The sequence below is a fragment of the Amycolatopsis bullii genome, from assembly GCF_014654205.1.
GTDB lineage: Bacteria > Actinomycetota > Actinomycetes > Mycobacteriales > Pseudonocardiaceae > Amycolatopsis > Amycolatopsis plumensis.
The window spans coordinates 1-10,656 of record NZ_BNAW01000093.1; the positions used below are offsets into that span (position 1 = coordinate 1).

10 protein-coding genes and 1 pseudogene are annotated in these 10,656 nt (G+C 72.9%); 5 read left to right on the top strand and 6 right to left on the bottom strand.

What is annotated here, in order from left to right:
* The 4 genes and pseudogenes from IE317_RS43670 to IE317_RS43685 all read right to left on the bottom strand — a co-directional run.
* A partial coding sequence (locus IE317_RS43670; protein WP_191317237.1) for an ATP-binding protein occupies positions 1-2,571 on the bottom strand: 2,571 nt, incomplete at its 3' end.
* A gap of 55 nt (positions 2,572-2,626) precedes the next feature.
* On the bottom strand, positions 2,627-2,749 hold the full coding sequence (locus tag IE317_RS45555; protein WP_373309248.1) for a hypothetical protein: 123 nt from the start codon (positions 2,747-2,749) through the stop codon (positions 2,627-2,629).
* Positions 2,750-2,906: 157 nt separating this feature from the next.
* Positions 2,907-3,495 (bottom strand): annotated as a pseudogene (locus IE317_RS43680) (DNA glycosylase AlkZ-like family protein); the annotation flags it as partial.
* A 74-nt stretch (positions 3,496-3,569) separates the two neighbouring features.
* Positions 3,570-4,697 (bottom strand): epoxide hydrolase family protein, encoded by a 1,128-nt coding sequence (locus tag IE317_RS43685; RefSeq protein WP_191317238.1) that lies wholly within the window; start codon positions 4,695-4,697, stop codon positions 3,570-3,572.
* Positions 4,698-4,759: 62 nt separating this feature from the next.
* Here IE317_RS43685 and IE317_RS43690 point away from each other — a divergent pair, with 62 nt between their 5' ends.
* The gene (locus IE317_RS43690) at positions 4,760-5,728 is read left to right on the top strand and encodes a helix-turn-helix transcriptional regulator (protein ID WP_191317239.1); all 969 of its coding nucleotides are present in this window, start codon (positions 4,760-4,762) and stop codon (positions 5,726-5,728) included.
* On the opposite strand, the gene IE317_RS43695 is transcribed toward IE317_RS43690, so the two are convergent.
* Both IE317_RS43695 and IE317_RS43700 read right to left on the bottom strand, forming a co-directional pair.
* On the bottom strand, positions 5,697-6,176 hold the full coding sequence (locus tag IE317_RS43695; RefSeq protein ID WP_191317240.1) for an SRPBCC family protein: 480 nt from the start codon (positions 6,174-6,176) through the stop codon (positions 5,697-5,699). The two genes, IE317_RS43690 and IE317_RS43695, sit on opposite strands and share 32 nt — an antisense overlap.
* Before the next feature lies 1 nt (position 6,177).
* A complete protein-coding gene (locus tag IE317_RS43700) occupies positions 6,178-6,513 on the bottom strand; it encodes an ArsR/SmtB family transcription factor (protein ID WP_191317241.1) in 336 nt (111 codons plus the stop codon).
* Positions 6,514-6,602: 89 nt separating this feature from the next.
* On the opposite strand from IE317_RS43700, the gene IE317_RS43705 reads away from it, so the two are divergent.
* The 4 genes from IE317_RS43705 (at position 6,603) to IE317_RS43720 (ending at position 10,551) form a co-directional block, all read left to right on the top strand.
* The gene (locus tag IE317_RS43705) at positions 6,603-7,820 is read left to right on the top strand and encodes an ROK family transcriptional regulator (protein WP_191317242.1); all 1,218 of its coding nucleotides are present in this window, start codon (positions 6,603-6,605) and stop codon (positions 7,818-7,820) included.
* A gap of 102 nt (positions 7,821-7,922) precedes the next feature.
* The gene (locus IE317_RS43710) at positions 7,923-8,942 is read left to right on the top strand and encodes an ABC transporter substrate-binding protein (protein ID WP_191317243.1); all 1,020 of its coding nucleotides are present in this window, start codon (positions 7,923-7,925) and stop codon (positions 8,940-8,942) included.
* Positions 8,939-9,712: an ABC transporter ATP-binding protein gene (locus tag IE317_RS43715; RefSeq protein ID WP_191317244.1), complete on the top strand. Its 774-nt coding sequence runs from the start codon at positions 8,939-8,941 to the stop codon at positions 9,710-9,712. Before IE317_RS43710 ends, IE317_RS43715 begins: the two co-directional genes overlap by 4 nt.
* On the top strand, positions 9,709-10,551 hold the full coding sequence (locus IE317_RS43720; RefSeq protein WP_191317245.1) for an ABC transporter permease: 843 nt from the start codon (positions 9,709-9,711) through the stop codon (positions 10,549-10,551). Before IE317_RS43715 ends, IE317_RS43720 begins: the two co-directional genes overlap by 4 nt.
* Positions 10,552-10,656: the final 105 nt, after the last annotated feature.

Genomic DNA, 10,656 nt, shown 5'->3' on the forward strand with positions numbered 1-10,656 from the left:
GAGGCCGGTGGCGAGCTCGACGGCGGCCCGCAGGTCTTCGGCCGCGCGCCGGGCGTCGCCGCGGGCCCGGGCCAGCGTCACCGGCGTTCCCGCGGCACGCGCCTGCTCGGCAGCCGCTTCGTAGTCGGCCTTCGCGGCGTCGACGTCGCCCTGCCGCAGGACGCCGTCGGCGCGGCGGCACAGCAGGTCGGCGGCGTCTTCGGTCGCGCCCAGCTCGCCGGCCAGCCGGACGGACTCGTCCATCAGCTCGCGGAACCGCGCGTGATCGCCACGCCAGTCCGCGAACTCCGCGAGCTTCTCCAGCGCGCTCGCCTCGCCCCAGCGGTCGCCCACGGTGCGGAAGGCGTCCAGTGACGCCGAAAAGTGCGCTTCGGCTTCGGCGATCCGGCCGCGGTACTGGGCGCCGAGGCCGTCGCCGATCCCCGCGAACGCCCGGGACCACGCGTCCGGGCCGATCAGCGCGGCCAGCCGCTCGCCGTCTTCGGCCTTGGTGCGCGGGGAAAACGCCCAGAGCAGGAAGAGGTACGGGTACTCGAGCGGCCCGTCGAGCTCCCGCAGGATCGGCTCGATCGCGACGTCGGTGTCCGACGCCTGGATCACGCACAGGACGTATTCCTCGGCCAGGCCCGGCGGCGGTTCGGGGCCGACGGCGGCGAGCACGGCGTCCGCGATCGGCGTCGCCTCGCTGCGCAGGCCGCGCAGCCACCAGTACCACGACAGCGCGGCGATGAGCCGCAGCGCGGTTTCCGGTTCCGCGGTGGCGCTCCAGCGCAGGGCCGCGTGCAGGTCGGCGTGTTCGGCGGTCAGCTCGGCCAGCGCCGTCAGCTGGTCCGCGCCGCGCAGTTTCGGTTCGCGGGCGCGCGCGAAGTCCAGGAAGTACCTCGCGTGCGCCGCACGCCGGTCTTCGCCCTGCTCGGCACAGAACGCGCGGATCGTCTCCAGCATCCGGTACCTGGTTCCGTCGAATTCGATGAACGACTTCTCGACGAGACCGGTGAGCACGGCGTCGGAGACCGCGCAGACGTGCTCGACGGCGGCCGGCCGCGCGCCGCCGGCGAACACCGCGAACCGGCCGGACAGCAGTTGTTCGTCCGCGTCGAGGAGGTCCCAGCTCCACTCGACGACGCCGCGCAGGGTGCGGTGCCGCGGTTCGGCGGTCCGGTCGCCGCGGGACAGCAGGCCGAACCGGTCGCCGAGCCGGGCGGCGACGTCGTCCGCGGACAACGACCGCAGCCGGGCGGCGGCGAGCTCGATGGCCAGCGGGAGGCCGTCGAGGGCGGCGCAGATGCGGGTGACCGCGCCCGGGTCGGGTGCTGCGCCGGGGGCGACGGCGGCGGCCCGGTCGGTGAACAGGCGCGCCGCGGCCTCGGCGGGCAGCGCGCCGACCGGCACCAGCGTTTCGCCGGTCAGGCCGAGTGCTTCGCGGCTGGTGGCCAGCACGCGCAGGCCCGCGCACTCCCCCAGCAGGCGCCGCACCAGCCGCGCGGTTTCGGTGACGACGTGTTCGCAGTTGTCGAGGACCAGCAGCAGCGGCCGGTCGGCGAGCCCGGCGGCCAGGCGGTCGGCCGGGTCCGCGGCCGCGCCCGGCGTCAGGACGCCCTGTTCGCGCAGGCCGAGCGCGGCGAGGACGGCACGCGGGACGTCGGTGGTCGTCGCGAGTTCGACGAAACAGACTTCGCCCGCCGCCTGGGCCGCGGCTTCGACGGCGAGCCGGGTCTTGCCCGCGCCGCCCGGTCCGGTGAGCGTGACGAGCCGGTGAGCGCGCAGGGCCGTGGTGAGCCGGTCGAGTTCGGTGCGGCCGACGAACCCGGTCAGCGGCACCGGCACCCGGCGGGCCGGAGCGGGCGCCGCGGCCCGCAGGACCGCGGCGTGCGCGTCGGCGAGCTCGGCCGAGGGGTCGGCGCCCAGTTCGTCGGCGAGGCGTTCCCGCATCCCGGCGAAGACGGCGAGGGCTTCGGCGGACCGGCCGCTGCCGTGCAGCGCCCGCATGAGCTGGGCGGTGAGCCGTTCGCGCAGCGGGTGTTCGCGGGTGAGCTCCCGCAGTTCGGCGACGAGCCGCTCGTGGTGCCCGAGCGCGAGCCCCGCCTCGACGCGGTCCTCGGTCGCGGCCAGCCGCAGCTCCGCGAGCCGGGCCGCGCGCGGCGGGCCGGCGAGCCCGTCGAGCGCGGGGCCGCGCCAGAGTTCGAGGGCCTCGGTGAACAGCCTGAGCTTCACCGCCGGTTCGGCGGTCTCCCGCGCCTGCGCGGTGAGCCGTTCGAACCGGTGGACGTCGACGTCGGCGGGGTCGACGGCCAGCCGGTAGCCGGCGGGGGTGAATTCGACCAGGCCGTCGGGTGCGCCGCCGTCCCGCAACCGCCGCCGCAGCCGGGAAACCTGGGACTGGAGGGCTTCGGCGGCGCCCTCGGGCGGGTGCTCGCCGTGCAGGCCGTCGATGAGCCGTTCGGCGCTGACGACGCGCCCGGCATCGAGCGCGAGGAGGGCGAGCAGCCCCCGCAGCTGCGGGCCGCCGAGGGCAACCGGGGTCCCGTCGGGACGGCGGGCTTCGACCGGCCCGAGGATGGCGAACTGCACGCCGCCGATTCTGGCCCACCCACCGCCCTCGTGAGTGGTGAAGCGGGTTAGAACCCTACTTACCACTCACGACGGCCACGGCAGACTGCTCACCCGCGCCGAGGAGCTGCAGCAGGCGGGCGCTCTCCGCCTCGATCTCCGCCCGCTCGCCCGCCGTGAGCCGGCCGTGCGGTGTCACCTCCAGGACCGTTCCGGACCGGCGCCAGTCCGCGCGGTAGAAGCCGTCCACCAGCAGTGTTCCGCGGGAAGCGCCGTTGCCCGGCGGCAGCGGGACCCGCCGGGGTGTCCGGGTCCGGCAGCACGCCGTCCTCGACGCCGTACAGCACCTCGCTCGACTCCGCGCGGAACGTCCGCAGGCCCATCGGCTCCACGATCTCCCGCAGCTTCGTCAGCCCCGACCACACCTGGACGTCGGCGACCGAAGCCGGGCCGAACGCCCGCAGTACCGCCGAGCCAGCCGTCCAAGGTGGTCAGCGTGGCCGGGCCGGTCGACCCCCACACGCCGCGGGGTCTCACCTGCGCGGTCCGCACCAGGTAGCCGACCGCGTACGACAGCGCTTCGGCGTCGTGTTCCGGCCACCGCGCGGCCAACGCGTCCTGCAGCTGTCGCCGGGTGCGAGGCCGCGCTTCGAGCAGCTGACGCCCGAAGTGCACCACCGCGCCCAGGTCGGCGTCGCCGATGCGCCGTCCGAAGTGGCCGGTGTAGCCGTTCGCCACCACGCGCTGGACCAGCGGGCGCAGCACCCGCGCGTCCTCGGCGAGGACCAGGTGGACGGTCCCCCGCATCAGCAGGCCGCGCACGGCCCGGCGACCGCTGAGCAGGGACGCGAGATCCTCCGGCCGGAACCGGTCGAGCCGCGTCCACAACCCGACGTACGGCGCGAGCGGGGCCTGCGCCTGCATCCCGACCAGGTGCCCGAGCATCGCCGGGACCGGCAGCGACGACCGTTCGAGGAGGTGCTGCCGCGCGAGCAGCGCCCGGTTCAGCGCGCGGACGTTCACGGCCGCAGCCCGCGGAAGAACGCGCGGATGTCGGCCACGAGCAGCTCGGGCTCCTCCATCGCCGCGAAGTGGCCGCCCTCGGTGAAGTCCGACCAGTGCGCGATCTTCTCCTCCGGATCCATGATCCGCCGGACCACCGGCGAGGTGTTGAACACCGCCCAGCCGGCCGGCACGTCCGAGGGGGCCAGCCAGCCGTGCGCCGCGTGAGCGGCCTCGTAGAGGAACCGGGCCGCACTCGCGCCGCTGCGGGTGAACCAGTAGAGACTGACGGTGGTCAGCAGCCGGTCGCGGTCGATGCCGCCGGCCCCGCTCCACGCTTCGAACTTCTCGGCGATCCAGGCCAGCTGCCCGACCGGGGAGTCGGTGAGCGCGGCCGAGATCGTCTCGGGCTTGTGCGACTGGAGGTCGAGATAACCGCGGCCCGCCCGCCAGTCCGCGCGGGCGGCGTCCAGTTCGGACTGCTCGGCCTCCGACAGGCCGTCCGGCAGCGGCAGCTGCTCGCCGGCCAGGGCGATCGTGCCGCGGTCGCTGTTGACGTGGGTGCCGATGACGCGGTCCGGGTACAGCGCCGCGAGCCGGCCGGTGACACCGGCACCCAGGTCGCCGCCCTGCGCGGCGAACCGGTCGTAGCCCAGCCGGGTCATCAGCTCGGCGAACGCGTCGGTCGTGCGGGCCAGCTCCCAGCCGGGGCCGCTCAACGGCGTCGAGAACCCGAACCCGGGCACCGACGGGACGACGACGTGGAAGGCGTCCGGACCCGGCTCGGTCAGCGGGCCGATGACGTCGAGGAATTCGGCGATCGAACTCGGGTAGCCGTGGGTGAGCAGCAGCGGCACCGCGTCGGCCTGCGCCGAGCGGACGTGCAGGAAGTGGATGGTCTGGCCGTCGATCTCGGTCGTGAACTGCGGGAACGCGTTGATCGCCGCTTCCTGGGCCCGCCAGTCGAAGCCGTCGCGCCAGTACTCGGCCAGTGCCTGGACCGCGGAGGCCGGGATGCCGCGGGACCAGTCGGGCTCGTCGCCGGGCACGGGCACGGCGAACCGGGCGTCGGTGAGCCGTCGGTGCAGGTCGTCGAGCTCGGCCTGCGGGACGTCGATGCGGAAGGGGCGGATTTCGTTCGTCATGAGCAGCACGGTATGAGCCATTGCGGAAGGCTTCCTTCCGCGATTCGTGCGATCCTCGAGAAATGTTGCAGATCTCCGCCCGCCTCCTGCGGCTGCTGTCGCTGCTCGAAACGCGGCGCGACTGGACCGGCGCCGACCTGGCCGACCGGCTCGGCGTCACCGCGCGCACGGTCCGGACCGACATCGGCAAGCTGCGCGAGCTCGGCTACCCGGTCGAAGCCGCCCCCGGTGTCCAGGGCGGCTACCGCCTGGGCGCGGGCGCGCAGCTGCCACCGTTGCTGCTGGACGACGACGAAGCGGTGGCCGTCGCGGTCGGGCTGCGGACGGCGGCGGGCGTGGCCGGCATCGGCGAGACGTCGGTGCGCGCGCTGGCCAAGCTGGAGCAGGTGCTGCCGTCCCGGCTGCGGCACCGGGTGCGGGCGCTGCAGGCCGCGACGGTCGCGGTGCCCGGCGCCGGTCCGGCCGTCGACGCGGACGTGCTCACGGCGATCGCGGCGGCGATCCGGGCGAGCGAACGGCTGCGCTTCGACTACACGAGCCACCAGCGCACGCCGAGCCGCCGCGACGTCGAGCCCCACCGGCTGGTCAGCTGGGGGCGCCGCTGGTACCTGGTCGCCTGGGACACCGTCCGCGACGACTGGCGCACCTTCCGCGTCGACCGGATGACGCCGAAGGTGCCGAACGGCCCGCGGTTCGCCCCGCGCGAGCCGCCGGAGGGCGATGCCGCGCAGTTCGTCCAGCGCAGCGCCGGCGCGGCGACCTGGCGGTTCCACGCCCGGGTGCGGCTGCACGCCTCGGTGGAGTACGTGCGGGCCCGGCTGCCGATCGCGGTCGACGTGACGCCCGAGGGACCGGAGGTCTGCGTGGCCGAGGTCGGGTCCGACCACGCGCAGATGCTCGGGCTGTACCTGGGCCTCCTCGACGTGGACTTCGAGGTGCTCGATGCGCCGGAGCTGGCCGAGGCGCTGGCGAAGACGGGCGGGCGGTTCCTGCGCGCGGCTAACGCAGGGAGTCCGCCAGCTCCTGGATGAGCTCCATCTGCCCCCGCGCGCCGACCTCCATGCCGGACTGCAGGATCGTGTCGCGCAGTTCCCTGCTGCCGGTCTCGGTCAGCAGCTCCATACGCGTGCGGTCGCCGTCGAGCGCGGTGAACGTGACGGTGTTCAGCGGGCCGTCCACGTCATCCGGGTCGACGCCCGGCAGCTCGAACACCTCGGTGTAGACGATCCGCTCGTCCGGGACGATCTCGCGGTACTCGCCGTGGAAGCCGACTTCGGCGCCGTCGTTCGTCTTGAGCACGTACCGCCAGCGGCCGCCGGGCCGCAGGTCCAGCTCGACTTCCGTGGTGGTGCCGCGATGGCCGCTCCACCAGCGGCTCACCAGCTCCGGGGTGGTCCACACGCGGTAGACCAGGTGTCTCGGCGCGTCGAACTCGCGCGTGATGAGGATCCGGTCGTCGGCGGGGGTGGTGATCTCCACGTCACTGCTCCTGTTCCTTGAGTTCCTCGAGGACGTCGTCCATCAGGTCGAACCGCGCCGCCCACGTCCGCTCGTAGCGCGTGACCCAGTCGTGGATGGGCTTCAGCGCGGCGCCGTTGAGCCGGTAGAGCCGCTGACGGCCGTCACCGCGCACGTTCACCGCGCCGACTTCGCGCAGCACCCGCAGGTGCTTCGACACCTGCGGCTGGGCCAGGCCGAGCAGGTCGACGAGGTCGCCGACCGAGCGTTCGCCGTCCATCAGGACGTCGAGGATCTGCCGTCGCCGGGGTTCGGCGACCGCGTTGAAGGTGTCGGCCGTTGTCGCTGCTCGTGCCACGCGGCTCATCATATTCCCATACGGGTATGCGTCAAGCCCGCATCCTGGGCATGCTGGGCCCCCGCCGGTTCGTCTGTCACGATCGGACGATGACCAGCCGGGCGAAGAGTCCACAGAGGACTGACGCGCGCGGCGCCCGGCGCAGCGCCAGCGCGAGCGCCGTGCTGCGGGCCGTCCTCGACGGCGGACCGATCGCGCGCAGCACCATCGCGCGCCGCACCGGGCTGTCCGCCGCCGCCGTCACCGGGCACACCGCCGAACTCGCCGGACTGGGGCTGCTGCGCGAACTTCCCGAAGCCGAGTCACGCAAAAGCGTCGGGCGGCCGCACGTCCCGGTCGACCTCGACACCGGACGCCACGTCGCCGGCGCGCTGCACCTGGCCGTGCACCACGCCACCGTCGCACTGCTCGATCTGCGCGGGAACGTCCTGGTGCAGCACGAAGAACCCCACGACGGCCTGGCCGCCGAAGACCTGCTGGCCCGCGCCGCCGAGATCTTCGACGACCTCCTGCTCGGGCACGCCCCGGACCGCGAGCCGCTCGGTCTCGGCGTGGCCACCGGGGGCTGGGTCGACCGCGCGTCCGGCACCGTGGTCGAGCACCCGCTGCTCGGCTGGCGGGACGTGCCCGTCCGCGACCTGCTGACCGGCAGCACCGGGCTGCCCGTGGAGGTCGACGGGCACGCGCGCGCCCTGGTGCACGCCGAACGGCTCTTCGGGGACCCGCGGGCCCGCGACAGCGTCGTGCAGCTGTTCACCGGCAACGTCGTCGACGCCGCGTTCGCCACCGGCGCCAGCGTGCACCACGGGCCGCGCTCGGCCGCCGGCGGTGTCGCGCACCTGCCGGTCGACGGCGGCACCGAGCCGTGCCGCTGCGGGCGCACCGGCTGTCTCGAGGCGGCCGTTTCGGAAGCGACACTCACCCGCAAAGCCGTGGAAAACGGATTGCTCGACGAGCCGGAATTCCCGGAATTGCTCGCGCTGGCCATCGACGGCAATTCCGCGGCACTGCGGATGTTCGACGAACGCGCGCGGCTGATCGGCCAGGCGGCAGCCCTTCTGCTCGACGTCCTCAACCCGGCGGTGCTCGTGGTGGTCGACCGCAGTGTAGCCCGGGTGCCGAACTGCCTTCCCACGATCCGGAACGAGGTCCGCGACCGGGTCCGCGGCCCGGCATCGGCGGAAACCGTTGCGGCCACGAGCTTCCCGGGCCGCGAGCTGGCCACCGCCGGTGGCGCGGTGCTCCTGGACGTGCTCTACGAAGACCCGCTCGGTCCCCTTCTCACGCGGTGGCCGCGCGCCTCGTGAACCGGCCGAGTTATTTCACGAACTCGCAAAATTGACCGCCCGTCCGGATGCTGCGAACAATTGCTCCCATCCCCACCGACTCCCGGAACGGACGAAACCACCGTGAAGAAAACCCTGCCCCTGTTCGCTGCCGCCGTGGTGCTGCTGGCCGGCTGCGCTTCGGCGACGGCCACCGGTGCGCCCGGGCAACCGGAGAAGCTGGAGCTGCGCTACCAAGGCAGCGCGAACGCCGTGACCCTGCCCGAGCTCGCCGAGGACCTCGGCTACTTCGGCCCGGTCAAGCTGAAGTGGGTCGGCAACACGATCAGCGGCCCGCAGGACATCCAGTCCGCGGCCACCGACCAGACCGACTTCGGCGGCGCGTTCACCGGCGCGGTCGTCAAGCTCGTCGAAGCCGGCGCCCCGGTCAAAGCGGTCGTCAATTATTACGGCTCCGACGACAAAGCCTTCATCGGCTTCTACGCACGAGAGGACAGCCCGATCCGGACCGCCCGCGACCTGATCGGCAAGAAGGTCGGCGTCAACACCGCCGGCGCCAACCTCGAAGCCGCGCTCGACACCTGGCTCAAGGGACAGGGCCTCTCCGACGACGAGATCAAGCAGGTCCAGCTGGTCGTCATCCCGCCGGTGAACGCCGAGCAGGCGCTGCGCAACGGCCAGCTCGACGTCGCCGCGCTGCAGGGCATCCTGCAGGACCACGCGCTCGCGGCCGGCGGCGTGCGTCCGCTGTTCACCGACGTCGGCGCCTTCGGCCCCTACAACGGCGGTCCGTACGTGCTGCGGACCGACTTCATCAAGAAGTACCCGGAAACCGCGAAGATCTTCGTGTCCGCCGTGGCACGAGCGATCGAATGGGAACGCACGACTCCGCGCGACGAGGTGATCGCCCGCTTCACGAAGATCATCAAGGCCCGCGGCCGCAACGAAAGCACCGACACCCTCAAGTACTGGAAGAGCGTCGGCATCACCCACGGCGGCGTGATCTCCGACGCCGACTACACGCGGTGGGAACCGTGGCTGAAGCAGGAGGGCTACCTCAAGCACGACAAGATCGACACCGCGAAGCTCTACACCAACGAGTTCAACCCCTACCGCGACGGCGCCCCGGCGGTGACCAGGTGATCGGCATCCGTTCGGTGACCAAGACCTTCGGCGCGCTGACCGCCCTCGACGACGTCACCCTCGACATCGCCGACGGCACGTTCCTGTCGCTGGTCGGGCCCAGCGGCTCGGGCAAGTCGACGCTGCTCGACCTGCTCGCCGGGCTCGCCACGCCGACCTCGGGCGAGGTGCTGTTCGACGGCGAGCCGGTGCGCGGGCCCGGCCTCGACCGCGGAGTCGTCTTCCAGCAGTACGCGCTGTTCCCGTGGCGCACTGCCCGCGCCAACGTCGAATTCGGCCTCGAAGGCGGGCCGCTCGGCAAGCGGGAGCGCACCGAGCGCGCCCGCGAATACCTCGCGCTGGTCGGGCTGGCCGGCTTCGAGGACCGCTACCCGCACGAGCTGTCCGGCGGGATGAAGCAGCGGGTCGCGATCGCCCGCAGCCTGGCCTACGACCCGGCCGTGCTGCTGATGGACGAGCCGTTCGCCGCGCTCGACGCGCAGACCCGCGAGCAGCTGCAGGAGGAGCTGCTGCGGATCTGGCGCCGCACCGGCAAGACCATCGTGTTCATCACCCACGGCATCGACGAAGCCGTCTACCTCGGACAACAGGTCGCGGTGCTGACCTCGCGGCCCGGGCGGCTCAAGGCCGTCGTCGACGTCGACCTCGGCGACCGCACCGGCGACGTGCGGTCCGGGCCGGAGTTCGGGCGGCAGCGCCACCGGCTCTGGGAACTGCTGCACGACGAGGTCCGCAAGGCGGCCGAACACGAACGGAGCGCGGCCCGATGACGACCACCCTCGAAGCCCCCGCCGTCCACACCAGACCCATCGGCCCACCGCCGGAACCGCGCCGGTTGACGAAGAAGCTCACCCGGGCGGTGCACGCGTCCGCCGCGGTCGTGCTGTTCGTCCTGCTCTGGGAGCTGGTCCCCCGGTTCGTCCTCGACGAGGGCACGCGGACCTTCCTGCCGCCGCTGTCGGAGGACCTGCAGGCGCTGTGGGAGCTCGCTCTCGACGGCGAGCTCGCCGACCACCTGCTCGCCAGCGCCGGGCGGTCCGCCGCCGGGTTCGCGGTGGCCGTCGCCGTCGCGGTCCCGCTGGGCCTGCTGATCGGCTGGTACCGGCCGGTGGCGCGGTTCCTGCAGCCGCTGCTGGAGCTGGCCCGCAACACCGCCGCGCTGGCGCTGCTGCCGGTGTTCACGCTGCTGCTCGGCATCGGCGAGCTGTCCAAGGTCAGCCTCGTGGTCTACGCCTGCGTGTGGCCGGTGCTGCTCAACACGATCGCCGGGGTCAACACGGTCGATCCGCTGCTGGTCAAGGCGGCCCGCTCACTCGGGTTGTCGAGCCCGCGGCTGTTCCGGAAGGTGATCCTGCCCTCGGCGGTGCCGACGGTGTTCACCGGCATCCGGATGGCGGCGTCCTATTCGATCCTGGTGCTGGTGGCGGCCGAGATGGTCGGCGCGAAGGCCGGGCTCGGCTACCTGATCAACACGAGCCAGGTGAACTTCCAGATCCAGCAGATGTACGCCGGGATCATCGCGGTCTCGCTGCTCGGCGTGCTCGTCAACGCCGGTTTCGTCGCCCTCGAACGGCGGTTTTCCACCTGGCGTCCCAAGGAGTTTCAATGATCGTGTCAAGCACCAGCTGCGGTCGTGATCGGTGGTGAGTGATGGAATTCGCGGCCGTCGCGCAGCAGTGCCCAGATGACGTCGACCAGGCGGCGGGCCAGGGCG

What these genes read in the sequence shown, in the direction of transcription:
- IE317_RS43685 (WP_191317238.1), bottom strand. Translation starts at nt 4,697, where the DNA reads ATGACGAACGAAATCCGCCCCTTCCGCATCGACGTCCCGCAGGCCGAG.
- IE317_RS43705 (WP_191317242.1), top strand. Translation starts at nt 6,603, where the DNA reads ATGACCAGCCGGGCGAAGAGTCCACAGAGGACTGACGCGCGCGGCGCC.
- IE317_RS43690 (WP_191317239.1), top strand. Translation starts at nt 4,760, where the DNA reads ATGTTGCAGATCTCCGCCCGCCTCCTGCGGCTGCTGTCGCTGCTCGAA.
- IE317_RS43720 (WP_191317245.1), top strand. Translation starts at nt 9,709, where the DNA reads ATGACGACCACCCTCGAAGCCCCCGCCGTCCACACCAGACCCATCGGC.